The 19,247-nt window shown below is 62.0% G+C and carries 13 protein-coding genes and 1 riboswitch; of the genes, 8 read left to right on the top strand and 5 right to left on the bottom strand.

All coding sequences use genetic code 11. The features are described 5' to 3' along the window. Positions 1-47: 47 nt before the first annotated feature. Together LNV08_RS08515 and LNV08_RS08510 are read right to left on the bottom strand one after the other, a co-directional pair. Complete coding sequence (locus LNV08_RS08515) at positions 48-2,351, bottom strand: winged helix-turn-helix domain-containing protein (protein ID WP_263533263.1); 2,304 nt, start codon at positions 2,349-2,351, stop codon at positions 48-50. Positions 2,352-2,772: 421 nt separating this feature from the next. After that, the gene (locus LNV08_RS08510) at positions 2,773-3,531 is read right to left on the bottom strand and encodes a substrate-binding periplasmic protein (protein WP_263533262.1); all 759 of its coding nucleotides are present in this window, start codon (positions 3,529-3,531) and stop codon (positions 2,773-2,775) included. 329 nt (positions 3,532-3,860) lie between these two features. Continuing rightward, positions 3,861-3,965: riboswitch (cyclic di-GMP riboswitch) on the top strand. Positions 3,966-4,217: 252 nt separating this feature from the next. On the opposite strand from LNV08_RS08510, the gene LNV08_RS23055 reads away from it, so the two are divergent. Beyond that, positions 4,218-6,197, top strand: a complete 1,980-nt coding sequence (locus LNV08_RS23055) for a Cache 3/Cache 2 fusion domain-containing protein (RefSeq protein WP_318014109.1) — start codon at positions 4,218-4,220, stop codon at positions 6,195-6,197. A gap of 106 nt (positions 6,198-6,303) precedes the next feature. Here LNV08_RS23055 and LNV08_RS08490 read toward each other — a convergent pair whose 3' ends face one another. Further along, positions 6,304-8,154: a M4 family metallopeptidase gene (locus tag LNV08_RS08490; RefSeq protein ID WP_318014108.1), complete on the bottom strand. Its 1,851-nt coding sequence runs from the start codon at positions 8,152-8,154 to the stop codon at positions 6,304-6,306. A 377-nt stretch (positions 8,155-8,531) separates the two neighbouring features. Here LNV08_RS08490 and LNV08_RS08485 point away from each other — a divergent pair, with 377 nt between their 5' ends. Then, a complete protein-coding gene (locus LNV08_RS08485; RefSeq protein ID WP_263533261.1) occupies positions 8,532-10,145 on the top strand; it encodes a M20/M25/M40 family metallo-hydrolase in 1,614 nt (537 codons plus the stop codon). A gap of 111 nt (positions 10,146-10,256) precedes the next feature. Continuing rightward, a complete protein-coding gene (locus tag LNV08_RS08480; protein WP_263533260.1) occupies positions 10,257-11,645 on the top strand; it encodes an esterase-like activity of phytase family protein in 1,389 nt (462 codons plus the stop codon). Between the two features lie 84 nt (positions 11,646-11,729). On the opposite strand, the gene LNV08_RS08475 is transcribed toward LNV08_RS08480, so the two are convergent. Both LNV08_RS08475 and LNV08_RS08470 read right to left on the bottom strand, forming a co-directional pair. After that, positions 11,730-12,296 carry a GGDEF domain-containing protein gene (locus LNV08_RS08475; RefSeq protein WP_263533259.1) on the bottom strand — a complete coding sequence of 189 codons (567 nt, stop codon included), beginning with the start codon at positions 12,294-12,296 and terminating at the stop codon, positions 11,730-11,732. 102 nt (positions 12,297-12,398) lie between these two features. After that, the gene (locus LNV08_RS08470; protein ID WP_263533258.1) at positions 12,399-13,277 is read right to left on the bottom strand and encodes a LysR substrate-binding domain-containing protein; all 879 of its coding nucleotides are present in this window, start codon (positions 13,275-13,277) and stop codon (positions 12,399-12,401) included. A 238-nt stretch (positions 13,278-13,515) separates the two neighbouring features. On the opposite strand from LNV08_RS08470, the gene LNV08_RS08465 reads away from it, so the two are divergent. The 5 genes from LNV08_RS08465 to phnX are packed head-to-tail and all read left to right on the top strand — an operon-like array spanning position 13,516 to position 19,246. Next, positions 13,516-14,496 carry a putative 2-aminoethylphosphonate ABC transporter substrate-binding protein gene (locus LNV08_RS08465; RefSeq protein WP_263533549.1) on the top strand — a complete coding sequence of 327 codons (981 nt, stop codon included), beginning with the start codon at positions 13,516-13,518 and terminating at the stop codon, positions 14,494-14,496. A 9-nt stretch (positions 14,497-14,505) separates the two neighbouring features. Next, positions 14,506-15,603, top strand: a complete 1,098-nt coding sequence (locus LNV08_RS08460) for an ABC transporter ATP-binding protein (RefSeq protein WP_263533257.1) — start codon at positions 14,506-14,508, stop codon at positions 15,601-15,603. Further along, positions 15,600-17,270, top strand: a complete 1,671-nt coding sequence (locus tag LNV08_RS08455) for a putative 2-aminoethylphosphonate ABC transporter permease subunit (RefSeq protein WP_263533256.1) — start codon at positions 15,600-15,602, stop codon at positions 17,268-17,270. The genes LNV08_RS08460 and LNV08_RS08455 overlap by 4 nt, the downstream gene beginning before the upstream one ends. 35 nt (positions 17,271-17,305) lie before the next feature. Continuing rightward, positions 17,306-18,418 (top strand): TIGR03364 family FAD-dependent oxidoreductase, encoded by a 1,113-nt coding sequence (locus tag LNV08_RS08450; protein WP_263533255.1) that lies wholly within the window; start codon positions 17,306-17,308, stop codon positions 18,416-18,418. A 6-nt stretch (positions 18,419-18,424) separates the two neighbouring features. Further along, entirely contained in the window at positions 18,425-19,246 is an 822-nt protein-coding gene (gene phnX, locus LNV08_RS08445; RefSeq protein ID WP_263533254.1) for a phosphonoacetaldehyde hydrolase, read from the top strand. The last annotated feature ends 1 nt before the right edge of the window (position 19,247 follow it).

The raw sequence follows: 19,247 nt of genomic DNA, 5'->3' as shown, positions 1-19,247 counted from the left end.
TTGGGTCGGCAAGAGCGCCCGGCAGTGGCGAAGGCCAACGCCGATGCTCAGTCACAAGCGTTATTGAGTAGCAAGTGAAATGCCGGCTGTTCCCCACGCAGCAGCCCGAGCAGGCCGCCCTCGCCGATCAAAGCCGGGACGTTGCGCACCAGTGCCGGCACTTGCTGCAGCAAGGCTTGCCATTTCTGCAGCCAATCTTGCTGCGCCTCGCCGGCATACATTGCCTTCCAGGCGTAGACGCTTTGCAGCAAGGCCGTGGGCGCGTGCTCTGCGCTCATCTTGGTGACCGAGCGCATCAGGAATTCCAGCTCCTTGCCCTGACCATCCTCCAGCAACATCCAGCCCAAATCGACAGCCAAATCCTGCCCGGCTGCGCTTTCGCTGGAGCTTGTGGACCAAGCCATGCGCAGGCAGGCCTTGGCTTCCTCTCGGCGGGACTGGTGCAGCAGCAGAGCAGCCTCGCTGCGGCTGCGCCGCGCGAGATTGTTGTCGTCCTTCAATACCTCAAGCGCGGTTTGCGCATCGGCCTCGCGGCCGATCGTGATGTACCAGCTGCACAGCAAGGCAGCACAAAGCCAACGGGTGTACCAGCCCCATTTCCGGGCCAAGTCGAGCATTTGCTCTTGCTGCTGCACAGCTTGCTCAAGAAGTCCCGCACGCCATTGCAGATGCGCGTGCGCACGGCCATGTGCAGACGATAAGTAGATCGGCACATCCCCACCCATCAGCCGGATGCAATCATGCGTAGATGACTCCGCCTCGACCAAGCGCCCTGCGTCAATCAAGATAAAGGTCTCCTGGATTTTTGACCCCAGATATTTTCCCTGGTAGCCCAGGCTAGTGGCGAGCAATGCAGCCCTTCGAATGGCCTCCACCGCTTCGCCATACTGACGCATCACACTCAAGGCGGTCCCGAGCGACATATAGGCTTGCAGCTCAACGCGGACCAATCCCCGCAGGCGCGCTTCTCTGACCACATTGCGCAAGGTGTCAATCGCCTTGGGCATCAAGGGAATGCCCATCAAGACATGACCATACAGGCAAGAGGCCAATAGCTCACGGTAGACATCGCCAGCCGCCTTGGCTGCTTCGACGGCACGCGCTACCGTCTTGGCAGCCACTTCCGACTGCCCCTGAAAGCGCTCCAAATCGGCGCGCGCAATCAAAATATTCGCCAAAACCCCGACGCTGGCCTGCCCGGAAAACACCAGCGCTAGGCCCAGCTCACATTGCCTAGCTGCAGACGGCAAGTCCCCCGAGTTGATGTCGATGCGCGACAACTCTGCATAAACATCAACTTGCAAATCATGCTTATCGGCGGCCCGCGCTCCCTCCAAAGCCGCATAGGCGGCTACACGAGCCTGATCCATCGCTGCAGACTGCTCCCTCAACAGGCGCGCGTGAACCAAGTGAATGCTAGGCGTGACATCTAGCCGCTGCATGCAAGACTCCAGCAACGGTAAGGCTGAAACCAGGTCACCCCGCAATTCAAAGTCCAAGGCCCGCGCCAACTGCTCCTCCCAGTACAAAGGCTCCGGCACTTGGGCGGGGTCGAATTGCGCCTCCAGATAGCCCACCATGGCGGCAGCTAGCGCCAACAGGTCGCCACCCTCAAAAAGGCGGCTTTCCAGGTCACGCTCCGCGCTTCCGTACAGGGACTCCAGCGCGTAGACGTTTTGGTCTGAACGGGAAAACCGACAGAGCAAGGCCTTCTCGGTGCCAAGTTGCTGACAGGCATGGCTCAGGGCCTCGGCCCCCCAGGCAAAATGGCTGCGCCAGTCGCTGGTGGCATTCATGCTGGCGACTGCAATCTTGCCTTTTGCCTCCAGCTGGTGATGAACCAGGCCCGCCAAGCCGCGCTCTGCCCAGTCAAACTGCGGATCGCCGGCTTGGTTGACAAAAGGCAGCACGGCAAGGGTGGGGCGGCTGCCTTTGGGATGCATGACGCCGATAAGCGTCAAAGTGGCCGGCTTAGGGGGCGATGCTGCGGGAGAGATAGTCGGACTGGTCCCGGATGCCGCTTCCTTCCCTGAGTCCTGGCGCAACTCAACACTTGCATCGAAACGGTAGCCGACACCACGCACAGTCTTGATGATGTCTTCCGAGCTGCCTGCAGCTTGAAGCACACGGCGTGCCTTCATCACCGCCCTAGCCACCACCGAATCGGTGACAAAGCTGGTTTTCCAGACCGCATCGAGCAGTTCATCCTTGTTGAGCATGCGTTGTGGATTGCGCGCGAAAAACAGCAAAAGATCAAAAATCAAGGGCTGTACTTCGGCAGGCTGACCCTGAACGGACAAGCTGTGCTTGAGGGTGTCAATGACGCAATGATCAAAACAGTAGCGAGGCATGCGGAAAAATGGACTCCTGTTGTGCGATCAATAGAACCTTTCCATTCTTTCACGACAAACTCGCAGCCAATGAACTTCATCCGCTTCAGTAGACATTTGATAGGGTCAAACTTAAAACGGAGAAGAGGAAAAAAGTCGAGCAAGATATGCCTCGGAGTTCAAAGCCGAGGCTGTGAAGCCAGTGACCGAGCGACAACAGCGGTCTTTGGATCGCCAAAATCAAATGACCGCAGCCAGCATTGCTGTATTGGTCGGCTTGGTGCAGACGGGCGACAGCTCTGGGCACTTTGCAGCCTTTTTGGAAGCTACCTTATTTGTAGCAAGACCCCCCGCTTCGGCAAGTAAAGTCGCGTCGGAACAGCTGGCGATTGCGCCCCTGAATTCGCGCTGATCAAACCATGCTGGACGGCGTGCGTTGACCTCACTGATAGCTGCGCAAAATCCGCTCGATCTGGCCGGACTTTTGCAGCGACTCCATCGCGCGCTGCAGCCGCCGCACCGTCTCGGCGCCAAGCTCCCGGCGGGCGTACAAGACGTAACTCTTTTCGTTGACGGTGAATGGGCTGTTGAACTGGTTCAGGTCAACGCCGCTTTGCTTCAAGGCATAACTGAGCAGGTAGTCGGACGAGATCACCGCGTCGAGCCGGTCCAGAGCCAGCATGCGCACGCCTTGAAAAGGATCGGCGACGCCGAACTTGCGGATGGCGTCGTCCTTGTTGATGGCGTCATCATAGAAGGCACCGCGGGCCACACCCAAGAGCTTGCCTTTGAGCTGGGCGACGCTACGGATGTCGGACGCCTTCTTCGTCAGCACGACGAACTTGAAGACGTGAAAGGGTGTGACCCGTTGCGCCAGTTCTTCCAGCTCGGGTCCTTCAACGCCGACCACCAGATCGGCACTGCCATCCTTCAAGCCCATGGCCAGGCGCACATAGACGGCCGAGCCGAGTGCCACCGGCAGCGCCGCTTCGCGTGCCAGGGCCAGCATGATTTCATGATGCATGCCGGGCCGGCTCACCTCGCCATGCAGGGTGTAGGGCGCCACATCATTGAGCAAGATGCGCAGTGGTGGTCCAACAGCGGGCGCCGCCAATTGAGCGGCGGCGGCTGGGGTTTGCGGCTGCGCTTGGGCGGCCGCCGGCAGCGGCTGGGCAAGCAGGCTCAGGCAAAGTAGCGCCAAACAGTGCTGAACCCTTGCGCACGGGCCGAGGCGCCGCGATGTCGGCTGAGTTGCATTGGGCATGCGTGCAGTTTAGCGAGTCGCCAGTCGGCTATGCGGCATGCGCCATGCTGCTGGCTTGCCCCCCGCGCCTCCCGCGCCGCCAGCGACGTTGAGGACTTTGGGTCGGCGGCGTCAGGCCAGTGCAATGCCACTCTTGTGGATATTTCGTCCGAGGCTTTGTGATCAATGTCACGTTTGGCCTGCAATTAAAGGGTTTACCCTTGGCTATTTGATCGAAATCAAAGATACTTCAATACCAGTTGCGAACCAGTGTTGATCTGCTCGCAGCGCCAAATCGGCACACCCGCTTGAAAGACGGGGTCGCAAAGCTTCCGGTCTACCGTTCAGGCGAGCATCACGCTCGGCTGGGCCAAGATAGCGGGGTTGCCAGTCAAGCTCAGTTCAAGCCCCCGTTGATGGTGCGGTTTGGCCGGACTTGCCTGTCAGACAGTTCACCCAGCGCGATCCCGCATCGCCGCCGTGAAGCCTCTGCGACTCTCTTCTCGCTTTCTCCCTTGCAGGGCGTGCCAATGGTTTTGTTTGCCCATTGACCCCTGCGCGTTTGGCACTGGCTGCCCGCGCGGCCGTGCCGGCTCCTGTGAGTCGGCATGCCAACCCAGAGAATTGCATTGAAGATGAACAACTTGTCCAACTCATCAGCCGCTGGCACCCATCCCAAGTCATATGCCAGCCTGGCCCGGCGCGTTGCTGTCGCCGGCGGCTTCAGTGTCGCCGTCTTGATCGGCTTGACCAGCCTGGGCCTGAGCTACAAGGCCACCGGTGCGGAGCGTGAGCGTGCCGCGCTGCTGGCCGCCAGCGAAGCCGGCGCTGTGGCCCGCATGGCCGACGCCTTTGACAACAGCGCGCGGCTGATGGTGGAACGCTTCTACAACACCTTTGCGGGCGACTTCAAGGGCAGTTTCAGTTTGCAGACGGACGCGTCCGACCTGCTGTTCGAGGGGCACAAATTGGCCGGAGACTTCGAGGCCGTCGACCGCTTCAGCCGCAACACCGGTGGTGCCGCCACCATCTTCATGCGCAAGGGCGATGATTTCTTGCGCATCACGACCTCGTTGAAAAAAGAGAACGGCGAGCGCGCGGTCGGCACCACCTTGGGCAAGGCGCATCCGGCTTTTGCCAAGATGATGGAAGGCCAGCCCTATGTGGGCAAGGCGGTGCTGTTTGGCAAGCCGTTTATGAACCATTACCAGCCGATCAAAGACAGCCAAGGGGCGGTCATCGGCATCTTGTTCGTCGGCTTTGATACGTCGGAATTTCAGCGCTCGCTGGAGCAGCTGAGCCAGGGCGTTAGCTTGTTCGGCACCGGCGGTGTTTATTTGATTGACCCGACCGGCGCCAAGGGCAAACCGATGTTCCGCGCTCACCCGACTCAGACGGGCAAAGCGGTGGCCGAGTTTGACCCGGCGGCGGAAGCTTTTTTGACCGAGCTGTTCCGCAAGCCCGCAGCTGATATCGCAAACATGCCCGTCAAGGCACCGGCCCTGCTCAACAAGGCCAATGACGACGCCTGGGTGGTCGCCAAGCACAGCGAGGCAACCGGTTTGTGGGTGGTGGCCGAGGTGTCGGATCGCCAGGCGCTGCGCGAGCATTGGGTGGCGCAGCGCAATCTGTGGCTGACCTTGGGTCTGGCCAGTCTGAGCTTGGCCATGGGCCTGTGGTGGCTGCTGCGGCGCTGGGTCGGCGCGCCGCTGACCGCGCTGAATACGGCAGTTGCCCGCTTTGCAAACGGAGATTTGTCAGTGCCGGTGCGGGCGCAGCGTGATGATGACTTGGGCGCGCTGGCCGGCCATGTCGAGCTGATGCGCCAGCAACTGGCCCAGACCATTGGCTCGGTGCGCATGGCCACCGACGGCATCTCCACCGCAAGCTCGCAAGTGGCGGCCGGCAGCCAGGACTTGTCTGGCCGCACCGAGAGTGGTGCGAGCAGCTTGCAGCAAATTGCCAGCTCGGTTGAGCAGCTGACCGGCGCGGTGGCGCAGACGGCCGAAGCCGCGCGCTCGGCCACGGCCTTGGCGCTCAGCGCCAATCTGGCCGCCAACCAGGGTGGCGAGGAAATGCAGCAGGTCTTGATGACCATGGACGACATCAGCACGGCCAGCCGCAAGATAGTTGAGGTCATTGGCACGATTGACGCAATCGCCTTCCAGACCAATATCCTGGCGCTGAACGCCGCGGTTGAGGCAGCGCGGGCCGGCGATCAGGGGCGCGGCTTTGCGGTGGTGGCCAAGGAGGTGCGCAGCTTGGCCCAGCATTGCGCCGAGTCGGCGCGTGAAATCAAGGGCTTGATCGGTGGCAGCGTGGTCTGTGTGGACGCCGGGCTCAAGCAGGTGCAGGCGGCTGGCCGCTCGATGGGCGAGATCATGAGCAGCATTGGCCGCGTCAATGCGGTGGTGTCGGAGATCAGCGCCGCAGCCAGTGAACAGCGCGCGGGTATCAGCCAGGTCAACGTCGCCATCACGCACCTCGACGCCAGCACGCAGCAAAACGCAGCGTTGGTGGAGGAAAGCACGGCTGCCGCCGAAAGCCTGCAGTCGCAGGCCCAGCATCTGGCCGAGATGGTGAGCGGCTTTCGCCTCGCTTGTGGGCGGGCCGTCCAGGCCTGAGCTTGAGGGCTGGCAGGGGCAAGAAAGAAGCGCCGGGGCTGAGCCGGCGCTTCTTTTGCGGCTGCGACAGATATCGGTCGCAGCTGCACGGGGGTCAAGGGCTCGGTCAGTTGTGATTGGCCACCAGGCTGGCCCCGCTGACGTTGGCATAGGCGCTCAGCAGCAGGTAGTAGACGCCGGCCTTGGGCGCGGCCACGGTGATGGTTTCGGCATTCGTGCTGCCGTCTGACTTCAGCTCGAAGGATGTCGTGCTTGGGGCGGCGCCAAACTTCAGATAGATGTCGCCGTCACCCGTGCCACCGCTGAGCTTGAACGTCAGGTTTGTTGCTGCGGTGGGCACGGTGAGCTTGTACAGCTTGCTGGCACCCTTGGTGAGCGCGATGCCAGTGATCGCCACACCCTTCGTCAGCGCCATGGCCGCCGGCGCCGTCGTGCCGCAGCTGACGCCTACGGCGGCGAAGGCGGCGGTCACATCGGCCGTGGTGTAGCCGCGGTTGGTGGCGGCTTTCTCGACGCCGCATGCGCCTTGGTTGAAGGTGCTGTTGGCCGTCCAGTACAGGCGGTTGGCATCCACCATCACTTCAAACGCCTTGCGGGTGTTCCAGCCGGGGCTGCTGGCCAGCAGGTAATAGGCCTTGTTGTAAACACCACTGGTGTTGTGAACATCCATGCTGCTGGTGTAGTCCTTGGCATTGCCGATCGAGCGGCCATCTTGCGGCGGGTTTTTCATATAGCGCAGCGCGCCACTGGCCTTGAAAATCTCGGCGCCGACCAGCCAGTCGTTCGTGCCCTTCATGAAGTACTCGGCGGCCTCGCCGGCCATGTCCGAGAAGGCTTCGTTCATGCCGCCGGACATGCCCGAATAGACCAGACCCGAATTCTGCTCGGTGAAGCCGTGGCTGACCTCATGCGCAGACACATCCAGCGAGACCAGCGGATAGAAAGTGCTGGCGCCGTCACCGAAGTGCATGGCCGTGCCGTCCCAAAAAGCGTTTTCGTAGTTGCTGCCGTAATGCACGCGCATGTAGAGCGTCTGGCTGATCGGGCGCAGGCTGAACCAGCCTTGATACATATTGAAGACCACATTGCCGAAGTAATGCGCGTCGTTCAGGGGCGAGTAGGCCCCATTGGTCAGCTTGTACTCATTGCGCGAGCAGGTGAACTTGAACGGTGTGCTGCCGGTCGTGCCGCCTTTGAGGTCGACGGTGATCACATTGCCGCTGTTCATCTGGCAGTCGTTGGTGACGACCAGGGGCCCGTAGGTCGTGCCGTACTCGTATTTGCCGGTCTTGGCGTTGCCGCCGGGGCCTGTCGCATTGGCGTGGGTCAGGCCTTCCCATTTCTGCAGCACCGCGCCGCTGTTGGCGTCGATGATGAAGTGAGGCCGGCTTGGATGATCGCCTTGGCCGTTCAGGAATGAGACCAGGTAGACCAGCTGAGCGACGTTGTTTTCGTTCAGACGCACATAGAGCTGGACCTGATCATTGGACGTTCTTGCGCCGCGCACACCACCTGCCACCAAGCCCTTGGCCTGTGCCAGCACGGCGGCGCTGGACAGGCTGGGTTGGGTGTGCGCCAGGTCTTGCTCCAGTTGGCGGATCAGGCTGCCAGTGAAGGTGGAGCCGGCGCGCAGGCCGGCGACCGAGCTGTCGACATGTTCCACCACGGCTTCGTTCCAGATTGGCACGCCTTGGTAGTACTGCTGATGCCTTGTGACGCGCAAATTCTTGCCATAGCTTTGGCTGCGCAGCGGCCTGAGCTCCTCGTTGAGCAGACCCAAGGTGGCCGCAACGCCGCTGGAGGCGACGCCGCTGGCACTGCGCTGAACCGACAAGTTAGCGCCGGCCAAATCCAGGCCCTCCAGTGGAACCCGCTCGGCCGCGATGGCTTGGCAGGCTGCGGCGGTGGCGCTGAGCAGCAAAAGGCCACGGCCTAGTTTTTTGAAGCTGATATGCATGGCGAATCTCCAAATATGGGCCTGTAGCCCGGTTTGTTTGTGCCGACGCGCAGGGTTGATTTGCAGCGGCGGTTTATGCAGTTGGCGGCCCGGATCTCAGGCCGACCCGCTGCCTCATGACCTCTGAAACTGTTGGGATGTCGCACACGAGCGGCTTCACTTCATTTCGCCGCAGGCTTGGCGTCAACAGCCACACCCGGTCACTGGGGCCCCATCCTAGGCAGGGGCGAGAAGCGCGCAAGCTGTCAGAGTTGACATCCATGCTTGCCCTGATTCGCGGGACAAGTTGCGAGCCTAGGATCGCGCCGGTTCAGTCGCCTCGGTCACCTCATTTGGCACATTCGCCCAACCGCCCTAATTGCAACGGAGTCTTCCCCATGCGCTCAGCACCTGCTCCTTTTTTCTCGCCGCTTTGTATGGCACCTCTGGCTTCGCTGCTGGTCGGGCTGGTATTGCTCAACACGACTGCGCCCGCCGCAGCGGCCGGTGACAAGGTCTGGATCAGCTTGGGCGATGCCGCCTGGGCCCAGTTACAACAGCTTCAGCCCGCAGCAAAAGCGAGTGCCAGCGTCGAGATCAAACAAGTCTCAGCAGAGGCGACTCAAGGAGCGCGAGCTGCGATCAAGGCCGAGAAAGTGCATCTGGTCGAAGTTGATGAGGCCGCGCTGCTGGGCTTATCAAACGCTGTGCATGAGAAGTTGCGGCGCTGCGGCGGCTATATGTTTCACGCCAGCAAGGCCGAGGGCATGAAGGCGCTGCAGTCCGGGCAGGCCGGGTTTACCGCGCTGCTGGCCCCCACACGTCCGAGCTATGTGATTGATCAGCAGACGACGGTGAACCCGATGCTCGCGCAAATGCAAGCGAGCAATATCGGTCAAACCATTCTTGATCTATCCGCCAATACCAACCGTTACTACACGACCAGTGGCGGCGTGGCCGCGTCCAATTGGCTCAAAAACCGCTGGAGCAATCTGGCGGCGGGGCGCAGCGACATCACGGTCGAGCAGTTCAGCCATGCGAACTGGGCTCAGAAGTCGGTGATTGCGACCATCAAGGGTAGCGACAACGCCGCGCAAATCGTGGTGCTCGGCGCCCATCTGGATTCGATCAATTCGCAAGGCACGACCGAAACCACCCGCGCACCCGGCGCCGATGACGATGCCTCGGGCGTCGCCAGCCTGACCGAGATCTTCCGTACCTTGGTCAATAGCGGCTTCAAGCCACGCCGCACCCTCAAGTTCATGGCTTACGCGGCCGAGGAGGTGGGCCTGCGAGGTTCGCAAGAAATTGCCAATAGCTTCGCCGCAGCCAATGCCAATGTGGTCGGTGTGATGCAGTTGGATATGACCAATTACAAGGGCGCCGCCAACGACATCTATATCTTCACCGACTACACCGACAGCGCGCAGAACACTTTTGTGAGCAATTTGATCAAGACCTATTTGCCCACACTGAAGGTTGGCACTGACCGCTGCGGCTACGCTTGTTCCGATCATGCCTCTTGGAGCGCCAAGGGCTTTTACGCATCGATGCCGTTTGAATCTTCGTTTGCGGCCGACAACCCCTATATCCACAGCGCCAATGACACCTATGCCAATAGCGGCAACCAGGCCGATCATTCCTTGAAATTCGCGCGCATGGCTTTGGCCTATGCGGTGGAGTTGGGGGCCGACGGCGCCGCCACGCCGCCGGTGGACAAGACCGAAAACTTCAGCGGCAGCCTGGCTTTGAATCAAACCCAATCCTTCGGGCCCTTCAAGCTCGCCAGTGGCGGCAGCTTGAAGGCCAGTACCACCGGCAGCGGAGACATCGACTTGTTCGTCAAGCGGGGCGGCCCTGCCAGCACCAGCAGCTACGACTGCAAGAGCGACGGCAGCACGGCGACCGAAAGCTGCAGCCTTGGTGCCACCGTCAACAGCGACGTCTACGTCTTGCTCAAAGGCTATAGCGCGGGGACATTCAAGTTGACGGTGAGCTACACGCCCCAATAGCGGATGAGCCGTTTGGCTCTTTAGGCAAAATTTGACGTCATCAGGGTATCACCTAGGGTCGCAAGAATGCCCCTTGTCGCGCAGGCTGTCTGCGCTCAGGGAGTAGTAGAGATGAAGACAAAGTCATATGAAGTGAGCGAGAAGGCCCACACCAAGTCCTTGCGTTTGATTGCAGTGGCTTGCGGTCTGGCCTTTGCGGCGCCGGCCTTTGCCGGCGGCGCCTCGCTGGAAGGCTGGGCCATCATGCCCGCCAACACCTTTGCCGACGGCCCCACCACGGGTCAATTTGCCAGCGGCGCTGGCGGCAATCCTTTGCCTTTGCTGAACAAGCAGTCGGTGCAAGGCTTCTCGGCCGTGTTGAATGGTCCGGTGGCGGGCAGCTATTTGTTCATGCCCGATAACGGCTTTGGCACCAAGGGCAACTCGGCCGATGCCTTGCTGCGCATGTATGCCGTAACGCCTGATTTCAAGACATCCCTCGGTGGCAGCGGCACGGTCAAGGCCGCCAACTACAACAGCGGCGCAGTGATGGGCGGCTTCAGCAGCGGCAGCTACATCAATTTGGCCGACCCCGACAAGAAGATCGGCTTCAAGATTCAAGCCGACTACAACAACTACTACAACGACGCCAGCAAGCCCTTGGTCGACGCAAGCATTCGTGCCGGCCGTTTGTTGACAGGTGCGGATTTCGACATCGAGTCGGTGCGCAAAGACAAGAACGGCAATCTGTGGTTTGGTGATGAGTTCGGGCCCTTCCTGGTCAAGGCCGATGCCAGCGGCAAGGTGCTGCGCGGCGAGGTCGGCCTGCCCGGCGTGATGTCGCCGCAAAACCCTTATCTGAACGGCGGCACGCCCAACTTGAACGGCTCCAACGGCTTCGAAGGCATGGCCATCAATCGTTCCGGCGACAAGCTGTTCACGCTGCTGGAAGGCACAGTCGCCGGCGACGACGCCAGCCGCAAGACACTGCGCATCAACGAGTTCAGCATCGATGCCGAGGCCTATACCGGCCAGCAGTGGAAGTACAAGCTCGACGTGGCCGGCACCAATATCGGTGACATGACCGCCATCAATGACCATGAATTCCTGGTCATTGAGCGCAACGGTGTGACGGCCACCTCGGCTTCGGGTACACCGTTCAAGAAGATCTTCCGCATCGACATCAACAAGGTCGATGCGGCCGGCTATGTCGCCAAGTCCGAAGCGGTCGATCTGATGAATATCGCCGACCCGGATGACCTCAACGGCGACGGCAAAACGACCTTCACCTTCCCCTTCGTGACGATCGAAAGCGTGTTGGTCTTGGACGCGAACACCTTGCTGGTGGCGAACGACAACAACTACCCCGGCATCGGTGGCCGTGATCTGGGATCGGACAACACCGAGTTCCTGAAGATCCACCTGACCAGCCCTATCCCTGAGCCAAGCACCTATGCCTTGCTCTTGGCGGGTCTGGGCGGGATCGGCTTCTTTGTGGTGGGTCGCCGCAAGCGGGACTGATCAAAGGGCTGAACTGCCTGCAATTGCAAAGAAGGCCCGAACCAGCAGGTTCGGGCCTTCTTTGCTATGGAAGAGGTGAACAGCTTACAAGCTGGGCCAGACCTCGGCCTGAACGTCAAAGCGCGGGTACCAATCCGAGGGCAGGGTGCCCGACCAGACCCGGTTGTGGTGAGGCAGCAGGCGCTTTTTGCCGAAGGTCATGCGGGCATCGGCTAGGGCCAGCAAGCTGCGTGCAGTCCAGTCTGAGCCGCTAGGGCTGGCGGCGGCTCCCAAGGTCACGGTCAAGGGCGTGGGGCCGCCCAGCGAGGCAAATTCGGCTTCGACCGCCGCGCGCAAGGTTTCGGCGGTGGCCACCGCAGCGGCCAGATCGGTGGCCGGCAGCAGCATCACGAATTCATCGCCGCCCAGATGGGCCAAGCTGGCGCCGGCGGGCATGCGGTCGGCAAATAGTTTGGCCGCACTCTGCAACACGGTTTGGGCTTGGCTCTGGCCTTGGTCTTCGAGATAGGCCTTGAAATGGTCGAGATCCAGCGTTAGCACCGCCAGCGACTGGCCACTCGAGCGGGCCGCAGTGGCCGCCTGCTCCATCAGGGCCTGCAGAGCCTGTCTATCCATCAGGCCGTTCAATTGGTCAGCAATCAGATTGGGCATTGAGCACTCCATTCAGGAACATGAGTCCATAGTATGCAGGCCGGCCGGCTTTGACACCCTCCAAATCCCGATGTTTTTGCCCCCAGTTCCAAAAAAATAGGCTCAGTCCTTGTGCCGGCATGCCAGCAAAAAGCTGTCAATCAAACGTGAATCCCGCCGGTCCTTCAGGCAATACAGGTATTCGCGCACCAGCGGCGCCGCCTCGTCATTGGCCATGCCGGTCAGGGGGATGACGCGCAGATCCGGGTGTTCACAGACTTCGTTGGCGGCAAAGATGCTGACACCCATTTGCCGGATCACCGCCTCGCGCAAGGCCTCACGGCTAGCAATCTCCATGCAGCTGAGCGGCTGTACTTTGGCTCGTGCGAGCATTTGCTCGGTCAGCTGGCGCGTCATCGAGCCGCGCTCGCGCATCAAGAGATGGCAGCCAGCCAAGGCGCTCAGCCGCACCTGGGCGAGTCGCGCGAGCGGATGGTCGCGGTGCGCGACCAGGGCCAGCGGGTCGGCGCCGAGTTCGAGGCGGTGCAGGCGCGGGTCGTCTTCCAGATGAGACGAAGTAGCGATGTCGACCCGGTACTCTTGCAGCGCATCGATCATCTGGCGCGAATTGCCGGCCGCCAAGGTGATCTCGACCTGCGGGAAGCGCTGGCGGTAGCGCTGCACGATGCTCAGCACGTAATAGGGCGCGGTGGCGCCGATGCGCAGGCTGCCGCGCTGCAACTCGCCGGCATTGCGCAGCGCAAACTCCAGGTCGATTTCTTGCTGCAAGAGCTGATCGACGCGCGGCATCAAGAGCACGCCGGCATCGCTGATCAAGAGCCGGCCGCCCTCGCGGCGGAACAGCTCGACGCCGTAATGCTCTTCCAGCGCGCGAATTTGTGTGGTGACCGTGGGCTGGCTCAAGCCAAGGTGCTTGGCCGCCAGCGTCACGCTGCCCAGGCGCGCAACGGTGAAAAACGCCTTCAGCTGGCTCACCAACATGGTCGACCCCCGCAGTCGCTCTGGGGCAGCGGTGCAAAACCCGCCAATAGCTGCTTTGTCAAATTTGCGTCATTTGACGCGCTGTGTTCATCCGTCATCCCTACAGTTTCGCCGATGCGCCGTCTGGCTCATCGGAGCTTTGCGCACCGAGAGCTGAAAACCATTTTTCGTCGAACCTGCTGGAGTTGAAATGCGTCAAACCTTTGTGAAATTGGCCTTGTTGAGCTTGACTACCCTGATGGGTGCCCAAGCATTTGCTCAAGGCAAGACCGAGTTGCTGGTCTATTCGGCGCTGGAAGCCGATCAGATCAAGGCCTACAAGGCTGCTTTCGAGGCCGACAACCCCGGCATCGAACTGAAGTTCGTGCGCGAGTCCACCGGCATCATCACCGCCCGCTTACTGGCCGAAAAAGCCAATCCGCAGGCCGATATGGTGTGGGGGCTGGCCGCAACGTCCTTGATGCTGCTGGACAAAGACGGCCTCTTGCAGCCATATGCGCCCAAGGGCCTGGAGCAGGTGCGCGCCAGCATGCGCGACCCGCGCGCTCAGCCGACCTGGGTCGGCATGGACCTGTGGTCCTCGGCGGTTTGCTTCAACACGGTCGAGGCCGAAAAGCGCCATCTGCCCAAGCCCACCAGTTGGGCCGACCTGACGCAGCCGGTCTACAAGGGCACGGTCACGATGCCGCACCCGGCCTCCAGCGGCACCGGTTTCTTGATGGTGTCGGCCTGGTTGCAAAGCATGGGCGAGGCCAAGGGCTGGGCCTTCATGGACGCGCTGCACCAGAACGTCGGCGTCTACACCCACAGCGGCTCCAAGCCTTGCCGCCAGGCCGGTGCTGGCGAGTTCCCGGTCGGCCTGTCTTTTGACTACCGCGCCAACAAGACCAAGAAGGACGGCGCGCCTATCGACATCATCTTCCCCAAGGAAGGCCTGGGCTGGGATGTTGAGGCGACCGCCATCTTCAAGAGCAGCAAGAAGCAAGAAGCCGCGCGCGCGCTGGCCGACTGGGCGGTGACCAAGAAGGCCAATGAGCTCTATGCCGGCAACTTCGCCGTGCTGGCGCTGCCGCAGGTGCAAGAGCGTTTGGAATTTGTGCCGTCCGACATCGAAAAGTTCTTGGTCAAAAACGACTTCGCCTGGGCCGCCGCCAACCGCGAGCGCATTCTGAACGAGTGGGCGAAGCGTTATGAAGGCAAGGCTGAAGCAAAGAAATAAGAGTAAGCAATGCTCTCGGTACAACACATCACCAAGCGCTACGGCACGCAGTCGGTGCTGCGCGGCATCGCGCTGGACGTGGCGCAGGGCGAGTTCATCAGCTTGCTGGGGCCTTCGGGCTGCGGCAAGACCACGCTCTTGCGCATACTCTGCGGCATCGAGACGCCCGACACCGGCAGCATTTACCTGCGCGGCCAGGACATCACCGCGCTGGAAGCTTCGCAGCGCCGCTTCGGCGTCGTCTTTCAGTCCTATGCCTTGTTCCCCAACCTGAGCGTGGCGGCGAACGTAGCCTATGGGCTGCAAGGCACGAAGCGGGCGCAGCAGCACAGCCGGGCTTTGGAAATGCTGGACCTTGTCGGCCTGGCCGATCAGGCGCACAAGTTCCCGGCCCAGCTGTCCGGCGGCCAGCAGCAGCGCGTGGCCTTGGCGCGAGCGTTGGCGCCGCAGCCGCCGCTGCTCTTGCTGGATGAGCCGCTCTCTGCGCTGGACGCGCAGGTGCGGGTCAGCCTGCGGGCCGAGATCCGCCGCCTGCAAAAGCAGTTAGGCATCACCACGCTGATGGTCACCCATGACCAGGATGAGGCGCTGTCGATGTCGGACCGCGTCGTCGTCATGCACAAGGGGCAGATCGAACAGACCGGCACACCGCAGCAGCTTTACTCGCGGCCGGCGAGCGAGTTTGTGGCCGGTTTTGTCGGCAAGATGAACCTGATGCCGGCGTTGGTGGTCGGGCGCAACCGGGCCCGTGTCGGTACACAGGACTTGCACTGCGATATCGAGGCCTTCAAGACCGGCAGCCCTTTGCTGCTGGGCCTGCGGCCCGAAGCCATTGGATTGCGGCCCTTCGTCGTCGACGCGGAGCCAGGGCCAAGTGCCAGCCTGAATAGCTTGCGCGCGGAGGTGCTGGAGACGGTGTTCCTGGGCCCCTGCACCTTAGTGCGTTTGCGTTGTGAGGCCTTGGGCGGAATCGTCATCGAGGCCGAATTGCCGAGCTCGGATGACGCGACTCTGCCGGTTTGGCTGCAGGGTCAGGTCTTGATGGAACTGCCTGCCATGAGTATTCGCGGCCTGGCGCAGCCGCTCTCAACAATGCGCGCCGCATGAAGATGAAGAGCAATATCAGCGAGCGCGGCCCCTTGGCGCTGCTGTTGGGCGTGGGCCTGCTGGTCTTGGGCCTGGGCATTGCCTTACCGGTCGGCAGCCTGTTGGCGATGAGTTTTTACGGCGCCGACGGCAGCTTCGCCGGCCTGGGCAATTTCAGCGCCTATCTGAGCGGGCCAAACGTGGGCCGGTCCTTGTTCAACAGCCTGTGGCTGTCGGCCTTGAGCGCCGTGATCAGCGTGAGCTTGGCCTATGGCTATGCCTACGCGCTGACCCAGACTTGCATGCCGGGGCGGCGCTTCTTTCGCGCGGTGGCCTTGCTGCCCATCCTGGCACCTTCGTTGTTGATGGCGATCAGCCTGATCTATCTGTTCGGCAACCAAGGCTTGTTGAAGAACGCCTTGGGCTTTGAATCCATCTACGGCCCGCCCGGCATCGTCATTGGCTCGGTGCTGTGGACGCTGCCGCATGCCTTGCTGATTATGTTGACGGCGCTGGCCACCAGCGACGGCCGCTTGCACGAGGCGGCCGCCAGCTTGGGTGCGAACCGCTGGCGGATCTTCCGCACCGTCACGCTGCCGGCCAGCCGCTACGGGCTGCTGATCTCGCTGGTGGTCGTGTTCGTGATGGTCTTGACCGACTTTGGCGTGCCCAAGGTGATTGGCGGCAACACCCAAGTGCTGGCGACCGATATCTACAAGCAGGTGATCGGCCAGCAGCGCCTGCAAATGGGCGCGGTCGTGGCCTTGTTGCTCTTGCTGCCTGCGGTGCTGGCCTTTTGGGTCGAGCAGCGCCTGCGCCGCGCGCAAGGCGCGGCGCTGACCGTGCGCGCTGTGCCCTATCAACCCAGCCCCAGCAGCGGACTTGACGCTGCCATGCTGCTCTATTGCAGCGCTATTGCCTTGCTCTTGATCGCCGTGATGGGCGTTGCCGTGTTCGCCGCGTTCGCGACTTATTGGCCCTATAACTTGGCGCCGTCCTTCAACAACTTTCGCTTCGACATGATGGATGGCGGCGGCTGGGCCAGCTACGGCAATTCGATCAAGCTGGCCATGGGCTGCGCGGTGCTGGGCGCGGGCCTGACCTTTTTGAGCGCCTATCTGGTCGAAAAGCCGCGCCGCTTTGCCGCCGGGCGCGGCCTCTTGAACGCGATGGCCAGCTTGCCGATGGCGGTGCCGGGTCTGGCGCTGGGCCTGGGCTATATCTTGTTTTTCAACGCCGGCTGGAATCCGCTGCACGGCCTTTACGGCAGCTTGAGCCTGCTGATCATCTGCACGGTCGCGCATTTCTACTCGGTCGCCCACATCACGCAGCTGGCCGCGCTGCGCCAGCTGGACCCCGAATACGAGCTGGTTGCCGCGTCCTTGGGCGTGCCGTTTTGGACCACGCTGTGGCGCGTGCATTTGCCGGTCAGCCTGCCGGCCATGATGCAGGTGGCCGCCTATTTCTTCATCAATGCGATGACGACGGTGTCGGCCGTGGTGTTCTTGTATTCGCCCGAAACCACGCTGGCCTCGGTGGCAGTGCTGGCGATGGACGACGCCGGTGACATCGGCCCGGCTGCGGCGATGGCGGTGCTGATCTTTTTGACCGCTGCCTTTGGCCGGTTTTTGATCGCGCTGCTGGAACGCGTGTTGATCAATCGCACCCAAGCCTGGCGTGCACGCTGAGTCTTCGTTCTTCTTTCTAGAGTTTGATAGCAACTATGAAATACGACCTCCTGGTAGTCGGCGCCGGCATCGTCGGCCTCGCCCATGCCTATACCGCCGCCCGGCGCGGCTTGAAGGTGCTGGTGTTGGAGCGCGACGCGGCCTGCGTCGGCGCCTCAATCCGCAACTTTGGCTTTGTCACTGTGACCGGCCAAAAAGCCGGTGCCAGCCATGCCAGAGCGCGTCGCTCGCGCCAGGTTTGGGCTGAGGTGGCGCCGCTCGCCGGCATTGATGTGGTGCACACCGGTCTGTTTCTGGCGGCCGAGCGGCCCGAGGCGCATGCGGTGCTCGAGGCCTTTATGGCGACCGAGATGGCCGAGGCTTGCGAGCTCTTGAGCCCGGCCGAGGCGGCCGATCGCAACGCAGCCCTGCGCACCGAACATTTGCAAAGCGTGCTCTACAGCCCGCATGAACTGCGGGTCGAGTCGCGGACCGCGATCCCGCGCTTGACCACTTGGCTGGCCACCGCGCATGGCGTCGAGTTTCGTTTCGGCGAGGCGGTGCTGGCGGTTGACACGCCCCATGTGCAGACGGCGCGCGCCAGCTACCAGGCCGAGCGGGTGGTGGTCTGCGGCGGCGCCGAGTTGAACGGCTTGTTCGCCAACAGCTGGCTGCCGCACCGGCTGCGCATGTGCCAGTTGCAGATGTTGCGGGTACGCCCCGAGCCCGGCTTCAAACTGCCCGCCTCGGTGATGGGGGACCTGAGTCTGGTGCGTTACGAGGGCTACTCGGAGCTGAAGGAGGCGAGTGCCTTGCGCGCGCGGCTGGAGCAGGAAGAAGCCGCCAGCCTGGCCCACGGCATCCATCTGATCGTGGTGCAAAGCGCCGATGGCTCGCTGGTCGTCGGTGACTCGCACCATTACGGTCCGGTCTTGCCGCCGTTTGCGTCCGAAGAGGTCGATGCCTTGATCCTGCGCCATCTGCGCACAAGCCTGCACATCAAGAGCGTCGAGGTGACCGAGCGCTGGGTCGGCACCTATCCGTCCTCGGCCACCGAGCCCTGCCTGGTCGAGGCGCCCGCCGCCAACACCCGGCTGGTCACGGTCACCAGTGGCACCGGCGCCAGCACCGCGTTTGGGCTGGCCGAAGAAGTTTTCAAGAATTGGTAAACCGCAATGAATGACAAGACGATTCAACATTTGCAAGCGGTGGTGTTCGACTGGGCCGGCACCATCATCGACTTCGGCAGCTTGGCGCCCATGGGCGCGTTTGTCCAACTATTTGCCCGTTATGACGTGAGCATCAGCATTGCCGAGGCGCGTGTGCCGATGGGTCTGGCCAAGTGGGACCATATCCATGCGCTGGGCAATCAGCCTGAGATTGCGCAGCGCTGGCGCCAGGCGCATGGGCGCGACTTTTCTGATGCCGATTGCGATGAGCTGTACGAGGTCTTCACGCCGATGAACCAGGCCAGCGTCACCCAGCACGCAAGCCTCATTCCAGGCGCTTTGGAGACGGTGGTGGCCTTGCGCGCGCGGGGTTTGAAGATCGGCTCAACGACCGGCTACAACCGCCCCATCATGGATGTTGTCGCGCCGCTGGCCGAGGCGCAGGGCTACAAGCCCGACAACCTGGTCTGCGCCGGCGATATGGCCAGCGCTAGACCGGGGCCCCTGATGATGGTGCGCACGCTGTCGGATCTGGGCGTTTGGCCACCGGCTGCGGTCGTCAAGGTGGACGACACGGTGCCGGGCTTGCAAGAGGGCAGGGCGGTCGGCGCCTGGGTGGTCGGCCTGGCCGTCACTGGCAACTGTTTGGGGCTGAGCGAGGCCGAATGGCTGGCCACGCCGGCCGCGCAGCAAGCGCTGCTGCGGGCGCAGGCGCGTCAAGTCTTGCTGGACGGCGGCGCGCATTTTGTGATTGACGGGGTGGCCGACTTGCTGCCGCTGATAGCCGAGATCGAGCGCCGCATGGCTGCGGGCGAATTGCCCGCCTGAA

Origin of the sequence: Paucibacter sp. TC2R-5 (genome assembly GCF_025717605.1) — a bacterium.
GTDB lineage: Bacteria > Pseudomonadota > Gammaproteobacteria > Burkholderiales > Burkholderiaceae_C > Paucibacter_A > Paucibacter_A albus.
Note: the sequence above shows the minus strand (reverse complement) of the source record. Positions and strands in the feature narration are given on the sequence as shown.